Annotated in this window: 18 protein-coding genes and 1 pseudogene; 3 read left to right on the top strand and 16 right to left on the bottom strand. The window is 33.5% G+C overall.

Translation table 11 applies throughout. The features are described 5' to 3' along the window. From OPR30_RS06130 to rseP, 3 genes are read right to left on the bottom strand one after another with little or no spacing between them, the layout of a single operon-like run. The gene (locus OPR30_RS06130) at positions 1-561 is read right to left on the bottom strand and encodes an OmpH family outer membrane protein (protein ID WP_264377625.1); all 561 of its coding nucleotides are present in this window, start codon (positions 559-561) and stop codon (positions 1-3) included. Continuing rightward, positions 562-2,895 (bottom strand): outer membrane protein assembly factor BamA, encoded by a 2,334-nt coding sequence (bamA, locus tag OPR30_RS06135; RefSeq protein WP_264377626.1) that lies wholly within the window; start codon positions 2,893-2,895, stop codon positions 562-564. A 7-nt stretch (positions 2,896-2,902) separates the two neighbouring features. Then, positions 2,903-4,018 (bottom strand): RIP metalloprotease RseP, encoded by a 1,116-nt coding sequence (gene rseP / locus OPR30_RS06140; RefSeq protein WP_262986220.1) that lies wholly within the window; start codon positions 4,016-4,018, stop codon positions 2,903-2,905. A gap of 100 nt (positions 4,019-4,118) precedes the next feature. Between rseP and OPR30_RS06145 the strand changes: the two genes are divergently transcribed. After that, on the top strand, positions 4,119-4,385 hold the full coding sequence (locus OPR30_RS06145) for a succinate dehydrogenase assembly factor 2 (RefSeq protein WP_010404229.1): 267 nt from the start codon (positions 4,119-4,121) through the stop codon (positions 4,383-4,385). Here the strand turns inward: OPR30_RS06145 and OPR30_RS06150 are convergent. From OPR30_RS06150 to OPR30_RS06160, 3 genes are read right to left on the bottom strand one after another with little or no spacing between them, the layout of a single operon-like run. Next, complete coding sequence (locus tag OPR30_RS06150) at positions 4,363-4,680, bottom strand: cell division protein ZapA (RefSeq protein WP_265030684.1); 318 nt, start codon at positions 4,678-4,680, stop codon at positions 4,363-4,365. The genes OPR30_RS06145 and OPR30_RS06150 overlap by 23 nt on opposite strands. Before the next feature lie 43 nt (positions 4,681-4,723). Further along, positions 4,724-5,002 (bottom strand): HU family DNA-binding protein, encoded by a 279-nt coding sequence (locus tag OPR30_RS06155; protein WP_010404234.1) that lies wholly within the window; start codon positions 5,000-5,002, stop codon positions 4,724-4,726. 19 nt (positions 5,003-5,021) lie between these two features. Then, positions 5,022-6,674 (bottom strand): 30S ribosomal protein S1, encoded by a 1,653-nt coding sequence (locus tag OPR30_RS06160; RefSeq protein ID WP_264374541.1) that lies wholly within the window; start codon positions 6,672-6,674, stop codon positions 5,022-5,024. 103 nt (positions 6,675-6,777) lie between these two features. Here OPR30_RS06160 and trmB point away from each other — a divergent pair, with 103 nt between their 5' ends. Then, positions 6,778-7,422, top strand: coding sequence for a tRNA (guanosine(46)-N7)-methyltransferase TrmB (gene trmB / locus OPR30_RS06165; protein WP_265030685.1), 645 nt, complete (start codon positions 6,778-6,780; stop codon positions 7,420-7,422). A gap of 208 nt (positions 7,423-7,630) precedes the next feature. Here the strand turns inward: trmB and OPR30_RS06170 are convergent, their stop codons facing one another. Then, a complete protein-coding gene (locus OPR30_RS06170) occupies positions 7,631-8,152 on the bottom strand; it encodes a pyrimidine dimer DNA glycosylase/endonuclease V (RefSeq protein WP_006013204.1) in 522 nt (173 codons plus the stop codon). A gap of 130 nt (positions 8,153-8,282) precedes the next feature. After that, a complete protein-coding gene (gene terL, locus OPR30_RS06175) occupies positions 8,283-9,680 on the bottom strand; it encodes a phage terminase large subunit (protein WP_264374543.1) in 1,398 nt (465 codons plus the stop codon). A gap of 68 nt (positions 9,681-9,748) precedes the next feature. On the opposite strand from terL, the pseudogene OPR30_RS06185 reads away from it, so the two are divergent. Next, a pseudogene (locus OPR30_RS06185) lies at positions 9,749-10,875 on the top strand (alpha/beta hydrolase family protein). A 380-nt stretch (positions 10,876-11,255) separates the two neighbouring features. Here OPR30_RS06185 and OPR30_RS06190 read toward each other — a convergent pair. From OPR30_RS06190 to purE, 8 genes are all read right to left on the bottom strand, one after another. Next, positions 11,256-12,248, bottom strand: a complete 993-nt coding sequence (locus OPR30_RS06190; RefSeq protein ID WP_265030689.1) for an AAA family ATPase — start codon at positions 12,246-12,248, stop codon at positions 11,256-11,258. 239 nt (positions 12,249-12,487) lie between these two features. After that, entirely contained in the window at positions 12,488-13,810 is a 1,323-nt protein-coding gene (locus tag OPR30_RS06195; protein ID WP_265030691.1) for a hypothetical protein, read from the bottom strand. 4 nt (positions 13,811-13,814) lie between these two features. Then, on the bottom strand, positions 13,815-17,555 hold the full coding sequence (locus OPR30_RS06200) for a collagen-like protein (RefSeq protein ID WP_265030694.1): 3,741 nt from the start codon (positions 17,553-17,555) through the stop codon (positions 13,815-13,817). A gap of 372 nt (positions 17,556-17,927) precedes the next feature. Beyond that, a complete protein-coding gene (locus OPR30_RS06205) occupies positions 17,928-19,388 on the bottom strand; it encodes a DegQ family serine endoprotease (RefSeq protein WP_265030696.1) in 1,461 nt (486 codons plus the stop codon). Next, positions 19,388-20,260, bottom strand: a complete 873-nt coding sequence (gene hflC / locus OPR30_RS06210) for a protease modulator HflC (protein ID WP_264374549.1) — start codon at positions 20,258-20,260, stop codon at positions 19,388-19,390. Before hflC ends, OPR30_RS06205 begins: the two co-directional genes overlap by 1 nt. Positions 20,261-20,262: 2 nt before the next feature. Further along, positions 20,263-21,288, bottom strand: a complete 1,026-nt coding sequence (gene hflK, locus OPR30_RS06215; RefSeq protein WP_264375971.1) for an FtsH protease activity modulator HflK — start codon at positions 21,286-21,288, stop codon at positions 20,263-20,265. Between the two features lie 414 nt (positions 21,289-21,702). Beyond that, the gene (gene mutL / locus OPR30_RS06220) at positions 21,703-23,532 is read right to left on the bottom strand and encodes a DNA mismatch repair endonuclease MutL (RefSeq protein ID WP_265030698.1); all 1,830 of its coding nucleotides are present in this window, start codon (positions 23,530-23,532) and stop codon (positions 21,703-21,705) included. After that, positions 23,532-24,032, bottom strand: coding sequence for a 5-(carboxyamino)imidazole ribonucleotide mutase (gene purE / locus OPR30_RS06225; RefSeq protein ID WP_007302433.1), 501 nt, complete (start codon positions 24,030-24,032; stop codon positions 23,532-23,534). Before purE ends, mutL begins: the two co-directional genes overlap by 1 nt. Positions 24,033-24,352 lie beyond the last annotated feature (320 nt).

Consider the following 24,352-nt stretch of genomic DNA (forward strand, 5'->3'; position numbering starts at 1 on the left):
CTACTCAATGCTTTGCAAAGCAAATTCAGGTATTTCCTTATTTACATTTTTTAATACCACATCTGATAAATCAACCTCATCCATAGAGTATAGAACTTGGTTCTTTTTTGAAATAAATAGTACTAAATCTACATTGTTTTTTTCTGCCGTTCTTTTAGCCACTTCTTTTATTTTGTTAAAGACACTTTCTACTGCTTCTCTATAGTTTTCTTCTAAATGTGACATTTTCTTAGCGTAATTATCCCTAACGCTTACAGTGTACTTACTAAATTGTTCCGTCTTTTCTTTTTTTGCTTCTTCTGACAAAAGGTCAAATTCTTCTTTCGATGGCTTAAATTTTTCTAACTCATTTTCAAATTCTTGCTGTAATCTAGAATTCTGCTCCTTTATTTGTTGTTGTATATTTTGCAGAGCCAGAGATTCGTTGATAACTTTGTCACTATCAATAATGGCAGCCTTTGTATTAATCGCGCTCTGAGGTTGATACCCTACAAACTTATACCCTACAAATAAGGAAACAATTAAGGCAATGACTGATGTAAATAACTGTATATATTTCATTCAAATCCCCGCTTCAATAGAAATTTTAACGTTTGGTGATGGTATTATATCATAAGTTTCCTTTACTAAAGGAAACCCAAAATCTAATCTAAGTCTACCAAAAGGAGAGGGCATTGAAAAGCCAAAACCTGGTGATACTCTTATAAGCTTACTATCGTAATATTTTCCACTATATATCTCCTTTTCATCTAAACCAAAAAGTGTTGCGTAGTCAACAAATAGTGAGCCTTTGATACCAGCATAGTCGTATAATTTAGATAGTGGAAAATCTACTTGCTGTGTTAAATTAAAATAAGTTTTGCCTCCCAATGAGCTTTTATTTTTGTCTTCTGCTCTTGGTCCAATGCCGGAAAGGTCAAATCCTCTAATTTCATTACCCCCTTTAAAAAAGTGCTGGCCAATATTTAGCTCTTTATCGGTATAAGAGAAAATATGACCTGCTGCTATTTTAAAGCGCAATGTTATATCATCATCAATTTTGCTTAGTATAGGGCGTGTATAAAAAGACAAAAACTCAGATTTTAGGAAATTTACATTTCCTCCCAATCCTGAAATATCCTGATTTAAGCGCAACAAGTACCCCTCCTTTGGAGTATATAGATTATCCAATTTATTGTACGCTAACGTGTATCCAACTGATGAGATCTGATACTCACCTTTTTGATCTCTTATTATCTCAGAGATATCCTCATCTTTTCCACTCTTATTGTCCATATGTATATGGTTATATTTATAAGAATAGCGAATAGAGTTGGTTAGATTTTCTAAAATTTTATAAGATAATTTTACTGTTCCTCCCCAGTCACAAGTATCAAAAGTGGTGTTTGGCTTATCTTGTTTTTCATAAAATATACCTACGCCTAATGACGTATCAGAATCGTTAAAATTATTTTCAACAGCGTCTATACTAGTAGAAAGAACATATTGACTTTTTTCAAGAGCAAAAGATACCTCTTTACCACTACCAAATAAATTACGATCTGTGAAATCGGTTTTAACAAATACTCCACCAGGAAGAGACATGCCACCTGTTAAAGATAACGAGGCAGTTCTTTTTTCTTTGACATTTAAATCAAGATTTACTGCATTTTCATCCACTATATAACTATTTATTTTTACTGTTTCAAAAAAATCGCTATATATAAGTTTTCTACGTGATTTTTGAATCTCAGATGTGTTATATGCGTCGCCTTCTGCCATGCTAAGTTTTCTTCTAATTACTTTATCTAAAGTGCGGTCATTGCCATCAATAGTAATTTGGTTTATATAAATCTTTTTACCTGGTAGCACTTTGTAAGTTACATCCACAATATTGTTATGTTGTGTATATTCTGGATTAACTTTTGCAAATATATATCCTTTTTCGTTTAAATGTTTACTTATTTTTTCTGCTGTATTGTTAATTTTAACTCTATTAAATATTTGATTATTTTCCTCTTTGATAAATTCTAATATTTCTTCCCTTAAACTTAAATCCTGAATCTCAGTTTCAATATCAACTTCATTATTTCCAAATAAGTATTGCTGCTTTTCATCAATCAAAAAAGTTAACTCTATTTGGTTGTTATTATCAACCTCAACAATTGGTTGGATATTATTTTGAATATATCCCTTAGATGAATAGAAGCGATCAAGCAGTTCTGTGTTAATCAGTAGATATTGAGGTGAATAATGAGTTCCGCTTTTAAAAATGGCTCTAAATAACTTACTAAATATATCATTGCTATGCCTTTTGATAACTTGCTCTAGCTCATTTGCTGAAAAGCTTTTATTACCTATGAATCGTAAACCCTTAATTTTAGACGTTCTTCCTTCTTTTATCTTAAAAATTAGGTTTATCCTATTGCTACCGAGCTTATCTAGCTCATATGCAATTTTAACACCAATTTTACCACTGTTCCTATAAAGAGTAGCTAGATTTATTAAATCGTTTTGTAATTTTGTTTCAGTGAAAATAGTTAGTGATTTTGACTGGATAACGTTATTTAGCAACTCTTTACTGTTAAATAACTTATTGCCTTTCAATATTACTTTGTTAATCAATGGATTCTCATGAATTTTTACTACTAAGTTTTTTTCATCATCGATATAGGCGTTAATACTAGCAAATAACTTTGTTTTATATAAATCTTTTATAATTGAATCTACATCATCATCATTTATATGACTACCTGGTTCTAATTTTGTATAAAACCTTATTGTTTGATCACTTACTCGCTCATTGCCAATATACTTAATATTTTTTATCTGTACTTTTTCTTTATTTTCTAGAGCAACAAGTAGAGTGGGAAAAGAAATAAATATTATTATTAGTATGTGAAATAACTTTTTCATATGTATCTTAAAAAAGATGCCTAATATCATTTGTGATTGCAACTGCCATCAACAAAAACAGTATGGTAGCACCAAAAGTGACTGCATATTTTTGATATTTCAAACTCAAATCTCTACGTATAACTGCTTCTATAATATAATGAAATAAATGCCCACCATCTAGTAGTGGTATTGGCAGCAAGTTAATTGCAGCTAAGTTAGCTGAAATGATTGCCATAAAATATAGAACCATAATAAATCCCTTTTTGGCTGATTGCCCTGAATATTTTGCGATTTTTATTGGCCCACCTATTTCGTTTATACTCCTTTTACCAACAACAATTTGAAAGAGTGCTTTGATTGTTAAACACATAGTGTGGTAGGTTTCATTCACTGATAGGCTAGCAGCTCCAAGAAAAGATGACTGTTTCAACCCTATCATATTAATTGAGGTAATTCCTATAGTTTTTCTTTCTATTATGTTACCAAAGACATCTCTATCCTCAACTGTAAACGGAGTTAGAATAGTTCTGTACTCTTCGTTATTTCTGCTATACTTAATTTCTATTCTTGTTTCAGGGTTGGACATTATCACGCGTGAAATATCTTCAAAGTATTTTATTTTGTACTCATTGATCTGTGTAATAGTGTCACCTGGTAATAGGCCAGCTTGCTTTGCTGCACTTTCTTCAATTACATTACCAATTACTGGTGGAGTACGATAATAACCTGCCACGCTGAAAAATATTGTGAAAGCTATAACGGTAAATATCATGTTTGCAAAAGGCCCTGCAAAAACTATTGCTGCTTTTTGATATCGAGGTTTTGTATGGAATGAGTATAATTTTTCTTCTTCAGTTAATTTTTGTTGATCAACAGGAACGCTTGCTGCATTAGTATCCCCTAACATTTTAACGTAGCCACCCAATGGAAAGGCACTTAATTTCCATCTAGTTCCAGACTTGTCGTTAAAACCAAAAATTTCAGGACCAAAGCCTATAGAAAAAGATTCAACTTTAACCTTGCATGCTTTAGCGACAATATAATGCCCACATTCATGCACGAATACTATGATAGAAATTATTAAAGAAAACGATAAAAAATAATATATTCCAGCGCTAAGTTGATGAGAAATTAATTCCACCTATGTTTTAAATCTTAATCAAACGTTGAGTATATTAAAATGCGCCTTGCTTGACAAGTATTTAGTTTAGTCTTTAAATTAAAAAAAAAGTTTAATGACAATGATAGATATCTCCTTATTAAGAAGAAAACTGATGTATAGGAGTTGGCATAGGGGTTGTAAAGAAACTGATATACTTCTAGGGCATTTTGCATTGAAATATCTTGATAAATTTTCCTTAAGTGAACTAATTGAATACGAAAAAATAGTTGATCTTGATGATTGCGAATTATATTGTTACATCACTCGTAAGAAACTTCTCCCCCCTGATTTGAGTAGTGAGGTAGTCGATTTGATTGCTTGCTTTAATCACTTATGCACCCAATAATCTTGTTTACCCTATCTAATACTTCAGAATATTCTACTCTTTTTTCCTCCCTATACTTTTTGCATTCTTGATTCATTTCGTCTAATCGCTTTGTTAATTCTAAAATTTTGTCTTCGAGAGTCAATGCTGCAAGTAAGAAATTTAATGCATCTGAGCCCTTACCTCCAGTTCTTTGAGATATGGAGCTAACTAGCTTGTTGAAGCTATTAGCAAGTTGTAATAAATGGTCCTTCTTTTTACTTTCGCAAGATATTTTATATGTGTTATTATGTATAACTATTTCTACTACTTGCATATGATGCTATATTGTACAACTTTCAAATTTACAATATAGATTTTTATTCATTTATCAAGAGGGATAACTTTTTACTGCTACGAAAATAAGTTTTAAAGTATTGATGTTTTGCAACCTTCTGTGACGTCAAATTACTTGCTTCTTTCAAGTTATAGCTTCTAATTGAAAAAGAACCAAACCCCCTGATTTCAACTCTATTATGATATTTCAACGTGTTTGAAAACACTCGAAAGAAACTATCAACTATGTCTGCTATAATGACCTTATCTAACAAAAGGTGTTTTTTTGCCACTTTTGCTATTATATCAGATTTCGTTGCCATTTATATGAAGCACAAGAAGTTATTTGGCAGATAATATTATATTATATTTTTCAACACCTACTACTTCAACTTGTATTTTTTCTGATATAGAAAACTTTTTATTTTCTGGTAAATGCTCTTGATCTACTAAAAGGGTTACATTGTTCTCAACCTCAACGATTAGACCATTTTCCTCTCTCTTACTTACAGTAACCTGAATTTTATCCCCTACTTTAACTTTCTCTATCAGTTCTTCAAGAGGATCATACTCTATTTGCTTTACTCCAAGATAAATTCTTGTCCGATCTACGTTAGCCCTTATCACTTTTGCTTCTATTTCATCACCTACATTATACTTTTTTATCTCATCTGAATTGTTTTTCGACCAACTTAGATTTTGCATATAAATTGTTCCTTCTACGTCCTCAGATATCTCAGAATTATCAAAAGTCACAGATATTTGTGAACCATTGTTGCTTTTAACTTTACCAGAAACAATAGAACCAAGAGGATATTTATCAATAAATACTTGCCAAGGATTCTCTACGCACCTTTTTGTGCTTAAACTCATCTTATTTTTAATAATGTCAATACCGAGAATTTTTACATCCACTTCTTGTCCTATTGTTACAAAACTACTGATTGGTAAATTACTCTTGTTCCAAGTTATTTCTGATGAGTGTACCAAACCCGCAATCCCAGGTTTAATCTCAACAATGAATCCACAATCTTTTATACCCGTTACACATCCTTTGTGTACGCTGTTAATTGGACATTTTGACTCTAGATCTTGCCAAGGATTGTCTCCTAATTGTTTTACACCCAGGGAGATTTTTCCATTTTCTCTATCTATTTTTATAATTTTAGTTTTTATATGCTGACCATAAGAAAAAATTGCAGATGGATGACTTACATTACTCCAAGAGATATCTGTAATATGTAGCAGCCCATCTATAACTCCCACTGTATCTGATTCATGAATGCCAACAAATGCACCGTAGTGAGTGATGCTTTTTATTTTGCCTTCTACTACATCACCTTCATTTAAAGATTCTAAAAACTTAATTTTTTCACCAGCATGCAATTTCTCTAATACCAGCTTTCTTGATACTACAATATTCCCCTGCTTCTTATCCATTTTAAGCACGATGAATTTTTGTTCAGTTTCAATAAGGTGATTAGCATCTTTTATTTGCTTCAAATCCACATGACTCAGCGGTAAAAACGCACTTATTCCATCACCAAGATCAACAATAAAACCGCATTTAATTGAGCGTTTAATGATTCCTGTTACTTCATCTTTTGTAACTGCGCTTTCTTCCAATTTATTCCATTTTTCGTCTCTGATTGCTTTCTCACGACTAAGAACAACATTACCATGGTAATCTTCAATTCTTTCAACATAAACTCTAATTTTCGAGCCAACAGTGATATCATCATTACAACTGAGCTCCTTAATCAGAATTCTTCCGTCTGACTTTAAACCAACATCAACCACAATATCATTAGAATTTCTTCTTGTGATTATACCTTCTACCACATCTCCTTCTTTGATTTTGTTGGCAAAAGAATCTTCACAAAAGTTATTATCTTGATTATCAAATTGATCTTGAAATATCTCTTCTATGAACCTATTTGATGATAGCCTCTTGATAGCAACTGTACTTTCCATACCTTTTAATTTTAACTTCATTAGAACTCATATATTATATAATATTAATAATTAGTGACAAGTAAATTCTCATTAATTCATTTCGAGAATTGTTTAAGCTATAAAAGATTAAGTTATGTAAGTTATGTTATCTAGGAATAATAATTGGATTAGGTCATTTTCCAGAAGATCTAGGTTGAAGTTGAATGTTTTGGAGAAGTATTCTATTAAAAACAGCAAGGAATCTATAAAAAAGATCGTAGACTTACAAAAAAGAATACGAGTAGAAATAGGTTTCGGTAATGGTGAAAATATGCTCTATCAGGCATTCAATGAATCTGATCTATTATTTATAGGATGTGAGCCTTATTTAAAGGGGGTCTCTTCCTTGCTAAAAAGTATAGAAGCACACAGCATAAAAAATATTTTAATATGGACAGAAGATGCAAGAGAATTAATTGTCAATTTTCCTGACCATAGTGTTGAAAAATTCTTTATTCTCTTTCCAGATCCATGGCCAAAAAGAAGTCACAACAAAAGACGGTTAATTAATACGGAATTTTTAAATTTATTAGCAAAAAAAATACTTGTCACAGGTGAAATATTTATTGCAACTGATCATCAGGATTATGCAGAGTGGATAGAGTTACATATAAAGCAGTGTAATTTTTTAACCTATAAGGAAGATAGTTTTGCAAATTATACCCCAACAAAATACCATAGAAAAGCGCTAGAATATCAGCGTAAAATAAAGTTTTTTAAAGTAAATGTTATATCTAAACTGACTTAGATTTACCTCTGCTTGTTAGTACAGATGTGTACATGACACTCTATAGTGCAAGTAGCCTACCATATACTGGGAATAACAGTTTACTGAATTCTTTAATCTCACAAATAGAAAGATCAATAAACTTGATAAACATCAACATTATCAGCCAGCATTGCTTTTGCAACTTCAATTCTACCTTTTTTATGATCGGTTTGGATAATTTTATAACCTATAGCATTTTGTCTAGCAACCAATCTGGTGCTTCTCTACCTTTTTCCCACTTAGCAAATCTCATCTTTTCTTTTAGGTAATATTCTCTATATGCTTCTATTGGGTTACTACATTTATATCGATCAGGTAACGCTTGTGTAAAAGCTTGTATATCAGCTGATCGAAATATTAGCAAATCCTTGTTATTATCGCACCAATCTATAACTTCTTCGGATTTATGCGTTCTTTTGTATCGCAAGCTATATTCTATACACAATTCTTTTCCATGTTTTATTAACCAATCAAAGTTTCCTTTTGATTGTCTAGCCCATAAAGAACAAGGATGGTTTTTGTGAGTAAGTTTATATGGAACTTCTATATTCTGGTTTGTAATGCTGACTAAAGGATTTGGCTCTTTCAATGCTATTGAAAAAACACTGCTAAGCAATTGAGCAGTTTCTAGCGGCATTTTTACTATGTGCTTATCGCATAACATTTGTGCTGCAGTTACAGGATTTTCGTCTAATATAAAGATATTCATCTAAGCACCCAGAGATAGAATTTTTGCGTAGTATTTATTTCAATAAACCCTAAAATATCATTCAGAAAATGGATAAATTAAATAAGCTCAGTTAAAAAAATTATACACAATTCCGAGGAACCTTTTCAAGCTACAATGAACGTATCGCTACCACTCTAGCAATATTATTTCTCACCCACTGAAGATATTGCACGGTACTGTCTACTTGATCGTCGTGACGGATTTCTGGAAACATTAAAATCTCATACTCAAAGTCGCTAAGCCATACTGCTTGGTTAGGGAGAAAAACCCGCTCAGATTCTATAATTGGGACAATTCGGTGAAATCGAGTTAATTTGTCATCATGTGGTACTATTTGAATAATAGGTAAATCACTGTTTTTCCTGAGCTCCTGAACCAATTGCTGACCGCTTGCTTTTGCTTCGATTAAAATTGCGTGTGGCTTCCACCTTGCAGCCAGAGATAGAACTTTCTCTTTAAGTTTTGGATATTCAAGTTTTGCGCGATATACATCGAGTAAATAGAATGTATTATCTACTTTTGTCCAGGTAGTGCAGACACTAAAGTCACTTGTATTGTTTGTTGAAATTGCAGTATCCCAACTTTGTGTTACATGCAAGAGGCTATCAGGAAAATTTTTATAGCGCTTCAACCACTCTCGTTTAATTATAGCACTTGAAAGTGGTAGAGGGTTTTGTTGGTATTGAGCAGCAAAACCATAACTCCCAAGTTCAGCTTTTATCATCTCAATTTCTTCTTTTCCTTCAGTTAGGGAATACAACAATTGACCTTCTTTTCTTGAGTATATTTCCTGTTCATGCTCTGGAATATGATTATTAACTGAATAAATAATCTCCTTATCTTCAGCTATTATTGGTAAACAGACATGATGCCATATGTTTCTTGGTTTACAGAGGAGGTGACCAGTTAAATCTTCTAAATGGAGTCTGTGCATCACAAGAACGATAACTCCTTTTTTTCTGTCGTTGAGCCTGGTTACTAAAGCCTGATCAAACCAGTTTGCAGCACGCTTTCTAAATGTTTCGCTCAAAGCTTGTGCGGGACTTAGTGGATCATCCACGATAATGAAATCTCCACCTTCACCGGTTAATGTTCCTCCAACTGATGTTGCAATTCGACATCCTCTCTGCACTGTTTGAAATTTATATTTAGTGTTTTGATCTTTGCATAATTCTACTTTCGGAAATAGCTCTCTATACCAATCAGATTGCATTATGCACCTTGTATCGAGTGAGTGCTTTTCGCTGAGGAGCCGAGAATAACTTGCAACTATTATTCTTGCAGTTGGCTGATTTCCAAGTATCCATGCGGGCCATGCAACACTTACACAAATGGACTTCATTGAACGTGGCGGCATATTGAATATTATTCTTTTCACTTCACCTGAACTTGCCGCTTCAAGCCTGTCTGCTATGACTTTTATATATTGATAATCATTATACTCACACCCCGGCACTACCGTTTGAAAGCATAATTCAATGAATTTGAGAAGGTTTATATTGTTCATAAATTAAGGTTTGTTGATTTTTTTAAGATTTTGTTGTGTAATTAAACCAGCATAGTGAGAGTTAAAATATGAAAGAAACAAGAGAGCAAACTGAGAGAGAATTTATAAAAACTCAAAACGGGATAAAAATAGAGACAATTACGCTTCTTGGTAAAAATCAAAACAATAATCGAGGTGAAAAACATCTGATATACTTTATTGGTGGAAATAGAGCGTTAAGCCCTGGTAAAGATTATTCCCAAAATTGTAATTGGGCCACAGAGCAATGTACATCTTTTTAATTATCCTGGACTTGGTTTAAGTAAAAACAGTTCATTGATACGTAGCAATAGAGTTAAATCTGGTATAGCAGTTGTAACTAACTTATTGGAAAAAGGTATAAAGCCAGATGATATCATATTGTTTGGAGACTGCCTAGGTGGACATGTGGCTGCAGAGGTTCATAAAAATTTTAAGTATAAGGATATACATTTAAGATGCATCGTTAGCAATGCTGCAAGTTCACTTAAACAAGCTTCTCTTTATTATTTTGGATTCATAGCAAAATTAAAAATTTTTCTTGCTCCGATAATCAAATTGGTACTAAAGATTTTTGGCTGCTACTGGAAGACATATAAAATCGTAAATTCAATTACTCCTTATACAATGTACTTTAATCGAGAGGGAGATAAAACGATAAAACAGCCAGCGCAACTTGCAACAGAAATAGAAAAAATAGATCAAAGAGGTAGAAGGAAAGATTATCAAAAAAAAGAAATATTTGAAGATTTTGAGGAATATGAAGAATTTTTCAAGCAGTATACAATATTAAGAAAAAATGATGAATATATTGATCCTAAAAAAGCTGAGAAAGATATACATAAATTGCCAATTACGTGCTTAAAATCTTCCAACAAAACTGATTACACTTTTCCTGAGCTGATTAATTTATATATTCAAGCGACAGATGAATATTTTTCTAAACATGGCTCACTAAATAATGAAGAGAAAGTTAAAGCATTTAAAGAAAGTAAATTTTATAAAGATTTTTCAAGCTGTAAAAATTCAAAGGACTTTTTGCATAATTACATGAAGAAGCAAGAGATGTCATTTCAGCATGTGATAATAGAATCTAGGGAAAAAAAGACCTTTCTTAACAAGTCAAAGAAGGCTAGTTGCTCTTAACTTGACGCGTATACTTTCTTCAATATTTTAGCCATCTGTATCTGTTCAGATGCATGCAAATATTGAAACCAGTGTTTCTTTTCTTATCATACGAGTACTGGGACCCAGAAGACTCAGGTAATAAGAACTAGATTCCAGAGCCACGCGCTGGAATGACACCGTCATAAACTGCTAGGTCTTCATAATATCATCCCAGTACTGGGATCCAACTAAATTGGTGAACACTTTACAGCATTTTTGATAGAAAGAACTAGATGCCAGTGTCAAGCACTGACCATTTTTTCCTTAAGTTTTTGCAGCTTGCGTTCTATTACAAAACCACTGTGGTGCTAACGAGTGGCAAAATGATAGCAAGTTTTAAATTTTATTTTCAATAACGAAATTTGGCACATCTTGCTATACTTCCAGTTTTTATTGTACAAAAGGGGCTTCTGTCGTCTGTGTCTGACATGAAGCTAATGTTATTCTCCCTCTTCCTTGTCCTGGATTTGGCTTTTGAAACGCGTGGTTGAAATCTTCCTCACTCACTACCTTGGACTTTCTTTCAAGAGCAGCGTATATTTTTGCTTCATTAACTAGTTGTTCTAACTCAGCTCCAGAATAGCCTTCTGTTTTTTCTGCAATATCTTGAATCTTTAGCCTTCCATCAGTTTTTGTATTTTTGGTATAAAGCTCCAATATCTTTTGTCTCGTTTCCATATTTGGATTAGGTATATGAACCCTTTGACCTAAGCGTCCAGGCCTAATAAGTGCTGGATCTATCTCATTGACCAGGTTAGTTGCACCAATTACTATTATATCTTTTCTGCTCTTAAATCCATCTATTTCAGTTAGTAACTGTGTTAAGCTCTCTCGACAGTGGTAAGCTGAGTTATTAGCGGTACTTCTTTTTTGGGCAACTGCATCTATTTCATCTATGAATACTATACAAGGAGAATATTTTCTCGCTACTTTAAAAAGCTCGCGTACAGCATGTGCACCATGACCAATATATACTCCAATAAGTTCTGGACCTGAGATACTTATAAAATTCATATTTGATTCACCTGCAATTGCGCGGGCGATAAGTGTTTTACCATTTCCAGGAGGGCCGTGCAGTATATAACCTTTTAGTGAGTTAATACTTTCACTTCCAAACATCTCACGCATTTCTTCTGTCATTTGGTTACAGCAAATAATCTGCAATCGTTGTTTTAAGGAATCGTCAATTATAACATTAGCAAATGTTGTTTTATTATCTGAATTAGCTAATTCTATTTCTATAGGCAGCTCTACTTCCTTCATTTTACTAAATATTTGATCATATATAAACCAAGCGATAAAAAAGAAAACAGTGAGTAACACAGAAGGCATAGCTTCGCTAATATAATGTGCAGCCAGCTCATATCCTTTACTGAGAAACATTGTATGCATATAGGCAAACAAAAGAGCAATAGAGACCATAATTGCTATGCATAGTAAACAGATAGCAATTCTTTTGAGTAATTCTGAGATTTCAATTTTTTTCATCTTACTGTCTTATATCGATTTTAAACTGAGAACAATTTTATTTAGATTAAATACTAAAAAAATATACCCTTACACTTCTTTGAATTCTACTAAATTCACTTTTAAAAAGCAATTATAATATACTTTGTGCGTGGTTAAGATAGCTCTGGAATAGTATAAAGAACTATGTCATCATTGAAGAGAAATTCATCTGTTGTTTTGTACTCTTTATTAATTTTATAAGAATCATAAACATCGTAATCTGCTTTTGTATGGTAATCACAATATTGAAACTTACCCTCTTTATTGAAAGAGCCAAATTGATCAATTAATGTAGCCATTTTCTTACCTTTTCCACTTTTTGTTAATTCAAATACATCAGCTGGGCAGTGGCCTGAAGAATCTTGATTAGTAGTTCCTTTTGCAATAAAAAAAGATGGTTTATCGTTAAGCAACTTGCAGAAATTTGGCTTATATCCCTTTTTCATATAGTTTAAACTTGTATACTGGTATTCATCTGGAACATTTGAGTATTGAGAATCATACTTTTTATGTTCAAAAAACTCATTACCTAAGAAATTACAAAATGTTAATTTATAATCATCATTATTACTAGACTTAACGACTTTAAGATAATGAAAGTTTCTAGGAATTTTTATCTCTTCTTCTGTAACGTGATTATGTATGACCAATTGGTCATCAAGCATGCAGTAACCTATTTTTGGTAAAGTAGCTACAAGCTTACCGTTTAACATGATATCTGCTTGATAGATATTATCCGATAATTCTTTTCCCTTTTGCAAAGTAAAATCCTGCCCTGCTTTAGCTGGTGCACTGCATTGCTCAGTTTTAGTTAAGTTTTTTATTATTGTTGATATCTCACTAATTTCTAATATATCATGTTCATTTTTTGTGTATTGATACTTATAGCAACTACCATCTTTACATACTGGAAGACATTTTCCTTCTTCATCTGATATATAGATATAATCACCTTCTATTGTAAAATAAAGTCCACCTTTTTCTTCTTGAATTTTTTGTAGTACTGGGTCATTTTCATCGTTAAAATTGATAAAATTGAGCATTCCAATAAAATTATTTCCATCATCATTACTCATTATGAGTTCAATAACAAAATTATTACTGTCTTTTATGTACTTACGTGAAATTAACGCTTCTTCTCCTAATTTAAGCTGTTTTATAATATTCTCTTGATTCTCGCCTATGATAGCTTTTTGTTCTATAATAAAGTCCGTGCCATTTAATTTTAGAGGTGAGTTGTTTGTAAATAAAACTATCTCATCACCCTGCTCCTTTAACTTTAAATCATTAATATTCCCTACTTCAACTGTACCAATATGTGAAGAAACAGTATTAACATTACCATTTTCCTTTACTATGTAATATGCAGTGGGAAGTTTAATCAATTTTTTATAAAGCGGATTTTTATCGTCTATTTTAAATATATGTTTTTCCATGATATTACCTTAAATAACCAACAACTTGCTGATTAATGGCACTGAGGCTACTAGGGGGAGCAACATAACTCATAAAACTCCTTGGCTGCTCATTATCTGCCACTATTTTTTCAGTATTAACGAAAGCTCTTTGCTGCTCATTTAATCTTTTTTCCATATGATCTTTAAAAATAGCCAAACATTTACCGGTTTGTTTGTAATTAGGGAGTGATTTTTTTGCAGTTACACACAAGAACTTCAACAACTCATTATGATTTTCATCATTAAGTAATGACTTATTGATAATGGTTGACTGCAGTTCCACTGGATCAAAATTTAGACTTCTTTTTGAAATGCCACATTTCACAGCTGTTGCTCCTAATACTTCTTCAAATTGTATTACAATATCTGCTGCATTTATTATTTTTGCTACTTCCTGTATTTCATTTTTTACTTTATATTCATCCTGTCCTACCGCAGGGTAAAAGAAATTTATTACTTGAGATATAAATGAAGTTGGTCTGCTTGCTCCGCTTGTCACTGATGATTTTTTAATTTCCCTCCTTCTTCTACGTGCACCACAAATTTGATCTGCTGGACTTGTTCTACAAAATATATCTTTTGTTTTACTATAGAGCGCCTCTGTGTCTCTTTGCGATCGCAAAGCTTGAGTGTTAAAACTTTTAGCATTTTTTGTAAAAATAGCTGTTTTATTGTGCAGTTTTTCGACTTTGTTTGCAAAATCTTCTGAAGCATTTTTAGCTACCTCTGCTGCTTTTTTAGCATCCAGAGTTTCATTTTTTGCTTTTCTTATCTCACGTAAAAACTGATCAGCTAATGTAGCACCTATTCCATCTATACCTGGCTCACCTTTTATGCCTTGAGGACCAATATCTCCTTTTAATCCGTCTATACCGGGCTCACCCTTGTTACCTGTAAGACCTTGTGTACCATTGAAGCCCCTCATACCTGGCTCTCCCTTAGGACCTTCTGGACCTTGCAATCCATTTGCACCTGGTTCTCCTTTCTCACCCATATCACCTTTTATTCCCATGGCTCCGTCTAATCCTTTAGGACCTATATCTCCCTTTGTTCCATTTATACCTGGCTCACCTTTTATACCTTGAGGTCCTATATCTCCTTTTAATCCGTCTATACCGTGCTCACCCTTGTTGCCTGTAAGACCTTGTGTACCATTGAAGCCCCTCATACCTGGCTCTCCCTTAGGACCTTCTGGACCTTGCAATCCATTTGCACCTGGTTCTCCTTTCTCACCCATATCACCTTTTATTCCCATGGCTCCGTCTAATCCTTTAGGACCTATATCTCCCTTTGTTCCATTTATACCTGGCTCACCTTTTATACCTTGAGGTCCTATATCTCCTTTTAATCCGTCTATACCGTGCTCACCCTTGTTGCCTGTAAGACCTTGTGTACCATTGAAGCCCCTCATACCTGGCTCTCCCTTAGGACCTTCTGGACCTTGCAATCCATTTGCACCTGGTTCTCCTTTCTCACCCATATCACCTTTTATCCCTATGGCTCCGTCTAATCCTTTAGGACCTATATCTCCCTTTGTTCCATTTATACCTGGCTCACCTTTTATACCTTGAGGTCCTATATCTCCTTTTAATCCGTCTATACCGTGCTCACCCTTGTTGCCTGTAAGACCTTGTGTACCATTGAAGCCCCTCATACCTGGCTCTCCCTTAGGACCTTCTGGACCTTGCAATCCATTTGCACCTGGTTCTCCTTTCTCACCCATATCACCTTTTATCCCTATGGCTCCGTCTAATCCTTTAGGACCAATATCTCCTTTTTCTCCCTTTGGACCTTGGACTTCTCCTGGATTTTTCCTTAGTTCTTCTGCAATGCTTTGTGTTAGCTCGGTATTATTTGCAAGGTTTTCTACTAATGTATGATTAGAATCACTTAGTAACACATCTGCTAGCTCTTCCATTCTGTTATCAGCTAATGCAATGGCTATTCCTGTTTGAATATCTTGATTACTAATAATTCTTCCTGCAACTTGCTTCTCTAATACTAAATCTCCGCCTTGGTCACGATATTCAAGCACCTGATTAGCAATAGTGCCATTATTAATTAATTTTTGTGCAACTTCTTCAGGACTTGCATCTCTACCTTTATCACCTTTAGACCCAGTATCTCCTTTGTCACCTTTAGAACCTATCTTTCCTTTCTCACCCATATCACCTTTTATTCCCATGGCTCCGTCTAATCCTTTAGGACCAATATCTCCCTTTGTTCCATTTATACCTGGCTCACCTTTTATGCCTGGCTCTCCCTTAGGACCTTGTGCACCTGGCAATCCATCTGTTCCGGTATCTCCTTTATCACCTTTAGAACCAGTATCTCCTCTCTCACCTTTTAGACCTTGAGAACCAGGCTCACCTTTCCAACCCCTTGGCCCACTCGTTCCACTTTCACCTCGCACACCTCTATCACCCTTTATACCTTTTGTTCCATCTATACCTGGCTTACCCTGAGAACCAGATTCTCCCTTGTTGCCTTTTGGACCCAAATGGCCTGGTTCACCTTTAGGACCACGTGCTCCAGTGCTACCTACAGAACCTTCTGGACCAGGAAAACCTCGGTCACCCTTATCACCTCTGGAACCTTGTTTACCGTGGAACCCCGGTTCACCGGGTGCACCGGTATAACCTAGTTCGCCCTTTTGTCCTGGAGGACCTTGTATACCTTGAGGAGCAGGCTCTCCATCGAAGCCTCTATCACCTTTTTGTCCCCTTTCACCTGGCTCACCTTTAGGACCTTGTACACCTGTACGTTCTAATCTGTCTATTCTGCGTTTTAAAACTTCAATTTCTGTTTCTAAATTTATATGTTCTTGAATATTCACATCAACCTCCAAAAAGTTATCAAAATTTTCTAAGTTATAATAATAAGGATATGGACCTGGTCTATTGTCGTGCTCATACCCAAAAGAATTAGGGTTAAAATTATAAAAATTTTTGCATGTGCTATTTTCATACGATATGCAACCAACATAACTATTGCCTAACTTTTTTACTGCGAAATAGGTATCTTGTGCTTTCAAGCTCTCCATTTCATGAAAAGGGAATAACTGGAATGTATTGCTTATACGAGTAAATACTGAAAGGATATTATTCAATATGCCAACTTTTCCACCAGTTAAATTATATACCTGAGCGCTCCTATATCCTTTGTACATATTTCTTGATTCTTTAAACAAATAGTCTCCTATTTTTATTTTGAGTCTTTTATCAGGTGAACTTTTAAGATCTTCCAAAATAAGACTGACATTTTCGCTACTAATTATGTCTTTTGGATCTATTAAAACCTTCCTGTTTTCTAGCAGTTCATAATAAATACTACAGCTTTCACGATTATATGCGTTAACATAGAAACCATTTGTGTAACCATGAGGTATACGATCAATAGTATCTATCATAGTATCGTTGCCATCATAGTAATAATAATAAGGTTGATCAGAGGTAGTAACTAAAGCGAATTTGTAATCATTTCTTACGCTTTCTAGCTTTAGTTGTAGCTCTTGAGATAAGTCGTTTAGTATACTTGCCACGTCATGCTTCAAATCCAAAATTTCAAAACGCTGACCAGTAGCGTCATCCTGAATAATGTAAGATACACTAGGCAGGCTAAATGTTGTTTTGTTATTTAATCTTATTTGTGCAGGTACCCTACGACCAATTCTATTATTACAATCTTTTTGTAGGATACCTTCCTTTTCTAGTTTAAAACGCATCTCCACCTCCCTTTGCGATTAGATATAATTAATTTATGGGTATTAATTATTGATTAATAATGATGATAAGTAAATATGATTATGCTTTATACTAATTTAATTATAAATTAATTTGTGAAAGAAAGTTATCCTTTTTAAACTGATTATCAAAAGGCTTTATATCATCCAGTTTCTTACCACTACAGCTCTTTCATCTTATGGATGATATCGTTCCAGTGCTTGATACTGAAGTCTAGTTCTTTCATAACCTCGTTGGAAAGGTTTTCAGTATAGGGATAAATTTTATTGATCTACAGAAAAACCCTTACCCTTAGGATAAAGAAGCTAGTTAAATTTGTCAAGCAATTTTTTCATGACCAGCTAGATAAATAGCTACTTCTTCAATTTGATTGAGGTGAAAAATTGATTGCCGTTGCGGTAAATAAGCAGCATTACTGAATCTTTGCCGTCTTTTTTTACTGCTGAATCAATTTGTTTTTGAAAATCATTAGTATTTTTAATATCGATTCCATCTAGTTGGATAATTATATCACCTTTCTTAATAACACGTAGTGTAGAATTACTACTACTATCTACACTAGTAACTACTACACCCTTTGTGGGTGCATTGTTTTTTAGTTCTTTTGGCAAATTTGAAACGGTTAAACCACTTATATAACTAGATGTTGATTTATTTTCTTCTTGATTATTACCTGAATCATCATTTGTAGATTCCTCGATTGCAACCTTGATATTGACTTCTTTATCTTTTCTAAGTAACTTAACCTGTACTTTCTTTCCGGGCTCAGTTAGTGAAACCATATGAGGTAATTGCGTCATTCTATCAATTTTTTTGCCGTCAAACTCTAATATTACATCACCTACTTTGATTCCTCCTTTCTCTGCAGGACTGCCCTTTACTACGCTTGCAACTAATGCACCTTTGATATCTTTTAAACTTAAGGATTTAGCAAATTCTTTTGTTATAGGCTGAACTTGCACGCCAAGCCAACCATGTTTTATTTTTTTACCACTTTTTAATGTGTCAATAATTGAAATAGCTAGATTAGATGGTATAGCAAAGCCTATACCCACGTTACCGCCAGACTCAGATGGGGAATAAATAGCAGTATTAATACCTATAACTTTTCCATTTAGATGAAATAGTGGTCCCCCTGAGTTACCTCTATTAATTGCAGCATCAGTTTGAATAAATTCATTCATAGTACCAATACTAATGTCTCTAGATCTTGCAGACACAATTCCTGTACTTACAGAGCCACCCAAACCAAAAGGGTTGCCTATTGCAATAACTGTATCACCAACTCTTGCTTTATCAGAATTACCAAATTCAACAAAAGGAAGATCTTTATCAGAATTAATCTTAAGCACAGCAAGATCAGTTTTTGCATCATAGCCTAAAACTTCTGCTTTGAAATAAGTATTATCGTTCATAGTAACTGTAATATCTTGGGCATTTTTAATAACGTGATAGTTGGTTACTATGGTTCCACTTTTATCTATAATAAATCCAGACCCAAGTAACGTCACTTCTCTATTAATGCTAGGAGCTCTATCGAAAAATTGATCAAAATGCTCGAAAAATTCTCTAAAGTCATCAAAGAAATTATTTCTTGGCGTAAAGGGAATTTTAGTTCTACTGTTATTTTCTTGCTTAACTATTTGCTCACTTGAAATATTTACAACTGCGGGAATAAGTTCTTCTACCAAATCAGCAATCTGATTATTACTGCATCTATCTTCTACTGTGGGTTCACTAAATTTCTTAGCAGCATATAGATAAAAAGGTGAAATTAAAAAACATGTAAATATCAATAAAATCTTACTTTTCATTATTTCCACCCTTTGTTCAAAATATCTAAGAAATTATTATTTGGTGAAAGCACAAATTTAGTATTATCCTTAGCAAATGATTTACTATAAGCTTTCATAGAGCGATAAAAGTTAAAAAACTCTTCATCAACCTTGAATGCCTCATTATAGATTCTAGTTGCTTCAGCATAACCACGGCCTCTTATTTCATGTGATTCTTTTACTGCACTAGAGACAATTCCCCTTTTTAATTTATCAGCTTTTGATCTAATTTCTTGTCCAGCTTGTTCTCCTTCTGCTCTAATTTCTTTTGCTTCCTTTTCCCTTTCAGTTTGCATGCGGCGGAATATTGCAGAACTATTTTCTTCTGGTAGATCTGCTCTCTTAATTCTTACATCTATTATTTCTATGCCAAATTTTCCAGCTTCAGAATAAACTCCACGTTGAATTAATTGCATAACTTCTGATCTCTTTTCATTCAACAAACTAATTAATGAAAATCTTCCTATATTCTCCCTTATGTGAGCTTCTATGACAGGATATAATCTTCTAACTAGCCCTGATTCATTTTTCACAGTTTGATAAAAAGTGATAGGATCTATTATTTTATATTTTGCATAAGCATCTACTATAATACGCTTTTGATCTGCAGTTATCACTTCCCTTGGAGTTTTATCAGGACTTAAATCTAAAATTCTCTTATCAAGAAATTCTACGTTATTTATAAATGGCAATTTAAAATATAAACCACTGTCCCTAACATCTTTTACGACTTTACCGAGTTGTATAACTATTGCTTGTTTTGTTTCTTGAACAACGAAGATTGAATTAGATAAGGCAATCAATAATACAACAAATATAAAAGCAAAAACAATTTTTATATTACTACTCATGGCTATTTTCCTAAATTTGTAAGAGGTAAATAAGAGAACATACCTTTCAGATCGTCTGTTATAACAAACTTATCTACCTTGCTGAAAATATTTTCCATAGTTTCAAGATAAATACGATTCTTAACAAGAGAAGGATTTTGTCTATATTCTTCGTAAAGAGATAAAAAGCGATTTGCATTACCTTTTGCTTCATTTATTATTTCATTCTCGTATGCTTCTGCATCTAATTTTATCTTTATTGCTTCACCTTTTGCACGAGGTATAATATCATTACTGTAAGCGTATGCTTCGTTTATGGTACGCTCCTTATCTGCGCGAGCACTTTGTACATCCCTAAATGAGCTAATCACCTTTTCTGGTGGATCAATTTTTTTCATTTGAACGGATAAAATCTCTATACCCATTTGATATCCATCAAGAATCTGTTGCAATAAAATTATAGTATCTCTGGAAATTTCAGCCCTGCCTTGACCTTCGAGTGCAAAAGAGATCGTATTCTTACCTATTATTTCTCTCATAGCACTTTCAGCAGCATTTTTAACGCTAAAACCAGGTTTATAATCCCGCACTTTGAATAAATAATCTTTAGCATCCCTGACTCTCCATTGGACCTCAAAGTTAACGTTGACTATGTTCTCATCTCCGGTAAGCATCACTCCTTCACCACGATCTGTATCTCGCCCATAAGAGCTGCTTATCCCAATTTCTTCACGATTTACTTCTTTAACATTTACTTTAAAAACCTTACCAATAGGGTAGGGAAAGTGATAACGCAAACCAGATGTTTCTGTATTGGAATATTTGCCAAAAGTAAGTTCTATACCTTCCTCACTCGGATGGACAATATAGAAACCAGTACAAAGATAAAACAACAAAACAATAAAAATGATGAAATAAGGTTTTTTCCCTCTATTTCTGGTTAAGCCATTAAAAAAGCATCTTATATCAGACACAGCTTTACTTAAAATATCTTCATTACTTGAACCTGACGGTTTCTTTCCAAGATTCCAAGGATTACGCTCATCCATAAAAATTATTAATTGTATAACTAATACGCTGATATTACTTAATCTTATCAAAAAATGCAAAACTATTTTGTTTGCAGATTAATGATCGGAGTGAAGGATGTGATCATACACTTCCTTTTTCTCTATATGATATGGTCAATTCTACAGAATTTCTGGCTTTTTTTGAATTCTTTATTGTCGTTTTTGATAAGTATCTTTAGTTGTATATTAATTATTAACATAAAAGACAATGCCTGGGATTTAGGAAACTTAATTTTAATCAAGTAGCTGCATAATAAATCATCGTCAAGTAATAGAATGACATTATCTGCTATACAAATTACCTGCAAATTGCAATGTTCGAACAATTGTGTATCTGAGTTTTGAGATGACGAAACTAGGGTTGTATAATCTATACACATTTGTGACAATTTCTTACCTTCGCTCAAATAACTTTTCAATATCGCTTAATTTCATTTCTATATAGGTTGGTCTTCCGTGATTGCATTGTCCAGAATATGGTGTTTTTTCTATTTGCCTCAACAACTCATTCATCTCCTCTAATTTCATCTTTCTACCTGCTCTAATTGATCCATGACAAGCAATTGTAGCTAGTATTTTATTTATTTTATCCTCTATAGGTAGAGTATCTTCTATTTCTATTAATCTATCCACTATATCAATTAGCATTTCCTTCACATCTATTGCCCCTAAGATTGCAGGTATTTCTTTTACTATGATCGCATTTTCTGATTTAATTTCGATATCAAAGCCCATTTCGAAAAGCTTATCCTTATAAACTTCTATCATTTCCATACCGGCTTGACTTTTGATTTCAACCATTTCAGGCAAAAGAAGTTTTTGTCTTTTTATACTTGATTTCTCCTTTAAGCACTCGTATACTAGTCTTTCATGGGCTGCATGCTGATCTACTATAATTAGTTTGTCTCTTACCTCGGCAATAATATAAGTATTGTAGATTTGACAGTGTGCAAACCCAAGTGGATAGTCCCTTATTAGATCGGTTTGTTTCCTTTCCAAAATTGTAGTTTCTGCTCGTGGAGGAGATTTTTGCATACCAGTATAATCAAACGATTTTGAATGTTCTGATAAGCTTTTTGTCTCTATATTTGGAGAAGTAAATTCTCTCATTAACTGGTTTTCAAAAGGATCCGACCTTCTTCCATAAAATTCATTTTTAAGACTAGACCTACTAAAAGGATCTGATGATAGATGATTCGTTGTTGTTCCATTCTGGGCCAATACAGTTTCTGCAAGATCTATTCTCTTTGATAGCACTTTTATTAGCCCTCTTCTCACTATTTCATATATTAGCCTCTTGTTCTGAAACCTTACCTCTGATTTATTTGGATGCACATTTACATCAACTTGATCATACGGTATCTCTAAGTGCAGCGCTGCAAAAGGATATCTATTGCTTGGAATAAGGTCGTGATACGCATAACGAATTGCACCAATAAGTAGATTATCTTTAATTGGTCTACCATTAACAAATGTATAGATCTGAGTTGAATTGCTACGATTGACAGTAGGTTTACAGATGTATCCTGTAAGTCTAATGCCATCTTCTTCTTCACTAATTTGCAAAGAGTTTTCATGAAATTCTTCTTCTACTTCGCATAGCCTGCTAAATAATGAGGTCTGCTTAGCATACTTAAGAAGCTTCTTATTATCGGAGATAAGAGTAAACTCAATTCCATAATTGATCATTGCTAAGTTGTTTACAATATCAACAATGCTTTGTGTTTCTGCCCTTTCGGTTTTGAGAAATTTTAGTCTATTTGGTGTGGCAAAAAATAAATCTCGTACTTCAATATATGTTCCTATCGATAAAGGATAAGGAACAAGCTCTCCTATTTTTTCTCCCCCCTCATACCTTATAGACCATGCTTGATCTGCTTTGCTTGCCTTAGATGATAATTTTATTCTGCTTACTGCTGCAATTGAAGGCAAAGCTTCTCCTCTAAAGCCAAGATGCTTGATCTCTATTAATTCACTGTCACTCAATTTTGAAGTAGCATGGCGCATAAACGCAAGTTCTAAATCATCCTTTTTTACTCCGCTACCATCATCGATTACAGTAATGAGGTTACGCCCACCACTTTCTATCTTAATTTCTATCTCTGAGCTTCTGGCATCTATTGCATTTTCCACTAATTCCTTTACCACACTTGCAGGCCTTTCTATTACCTCTCCTGCTGCTATACGATTTATGGTTTTTGTATCTAAAAGAACTATTGCCATTATAATGTTGGTTTTTCTTTTACTGCTTTAGTTTGCCCCTCTCTCCATTTTTTTAATCTATCTGCAATTTCACTATTAGAAATCGACAATATAGATGCAGCAGTAATAGCGGCATTGCATGCTCCACTCTCTCCTATAGACATTGTTGCAACTGGAACACCTTTTGGCATCTGCACTATAGATAATAGACTATCGAGCCCATTTAATTGCTTGCTATGCACAGGAATACCGATAACAGGTAAATAAGTAAGCGATGCAGTCATACCAGGTAAATGAGCCGCTCCTCCTGCACCAGCTATAATAACCTTAAAGCCTTTTTCTTGAGCAGACTTAGTAAAATTAAAGAGTCTCTCTGGTGTTCTGTGTGCGGATATTATAAATACATCATGTGAAATTTCCAATTCTTTTAATAGGTTAATAGCATGCACCATAGTGCCATAATCCGACTCGCTTCCCATAATTACAGCAACATCCTTTTTCATTTTTTCTGTATTAGACATGATTTTATTTACTAACCAAATAGTATTTAAGAAGCAACAGATATTTAAATTAAATTACGAATATGATATAGCATTCTTATTAAATAGAAACTTTAAAAATTGAAATGAATCACTATATTAAAATATAGAGGTATAAATTTCGGATATAAGGGTCTATTCATAATCTTTTTAGAAGCAAAGCGGTGGAAGCAAGAAGACGATTTGTAAGCTAGTATTGAATTTTGCTTATCACAATTGTCTACACTTTTCTATAAGAGTATTAGAGACTTACCTTTTGACAATACGGCAAAGATTTCTACAGTTACATCCTTTTATTTGTT

This window comes from Wolbachia endosymbiont (group B) of Athalia cordata, assembly GCF_947251845.1.
Lineage (GTDB): Bacteria > Pseudomonadota > Alphaproteobacteria > Rickettsiales > Anaplasmataceae > Wolbachia.

Excerpts from the sequence above, each read along its gene's own strand:
- OPR30_RS06130 (WP_264377625.1), bottom strand. The coding sequence starts at position 561 with ATGAAATATATACAGTTATTTACATCAGTCATTGCCTTAATTGTTTCC.
- bamA (WP_264377626.1), bottom strand. The coding sequence starts at position 2,895 with ATGAAAAAGTTATTTCACATACTAATAATAATATTTATTTCTTTTCCC.
- OPR30_RS06145 (WP_010404229.1), top strand. The coding sequence starts at position 4,119 with ATGATAGATATCTCCTTATTAAGAAGAAAACTGATGTATAGGAGTTGG.
- OPR30_RS06150 (WP_265030684.1), bottom strand. The coding sequence starts at position 4,680 with ATGCAAGTAGTAGAAATAGTTATACATAATAACACATATAAAATATCT.
- OPR30_RS06155 (WP_010404234.1), bottom strand. The coding sequence starts at position 5,002 with ATGGCAACGAAATCTGATATAATAGCAAAAGTGGCAAAAAAACACCTT.
- OPR30_RS06160 (WP_264374541.1), bottom strand. The coding sequence starts at position 6,674 with ATGAAGTTAAAATTAAAAGGTATGGAAAGTACAGTTGCTATCAAGAGG.
- trmB (WP_265030685.1), top strand. The coding sequence starts at position 6,778 with ATGTTATCTAGGAATAATAATTGGATTAGGTCATTTTCCAGAAGATCT.
- OPR30_RS06170 (WP_006013204.1), bottom strand. The coding sequence starts at position 8,152 with ATGAATATCTTTATATTAGACGAAAATCCTGTAACTGCAGCACAAATG.
- terL (WP_264374543.1), bottom strand. The coding sequence starts at position 9,680 with ATGAACAATATAAACCTTCTCAAATTCATTGAATTATGCTTTCAAACG.
- OPR30_RS06190 (WP_265030689.1), bottom strand. The coding sequence starts at position 12,248 with ATGTTTCTCAGTAAAGGATATGAGCTGGCTGCACATTATATTAGCGAA.
- OPR30_RS06195 (WP_265030691.1), bottom strand. The coding sequence starts at position 13,810 with ATGGAAAAACATATATTTAAAATAGACGATAAAAATCCGCTTTATAAA.
- OPR30_RS06200 (WP_265030694.1), bottom strand. The coding sequence starts at position 17,555 with ATGCGTTTTAAACTAGAAAAGGAAGGTATCCTACAAAAAGATTGTAAT.
- OPR30_RS06205 (WP_265030696.1), bottom strand. The coding sequence starts at position 19,388 with ATGAAAAGTAAGATTTTATTGATATTTACATGTTTTTTAATTTCACCT.
- hflC (WP_264374549.1), bottom strand. The coding sequence starts at position 20,260 with ATGAGTAGTAATATAAAAATTGTTTTTGCTTTTATATTTGTTGTATTA.
- hflK (WP_264375971.1), bottom strand. The coding sequence starts at position 21,288 with ATGGATGAGCGTAATCCTTGGAATCTTGGAAAGAAACCGTCAGGTTCA.
- mutL (WP_265030698.1), bottom strand. The coding sequence starts at position 23,532 with ATGGCAATAGTTCTTTTAGATACAAAAACCATAAATCGTATAGCAGCA.
- purE (WP_007302433.1), bottom strand. The coding sequence starts at position 24,032 with ATGTCTAATACAGAAAAAATGAAAAAGGATGTTGCTGTAATTATGGGA.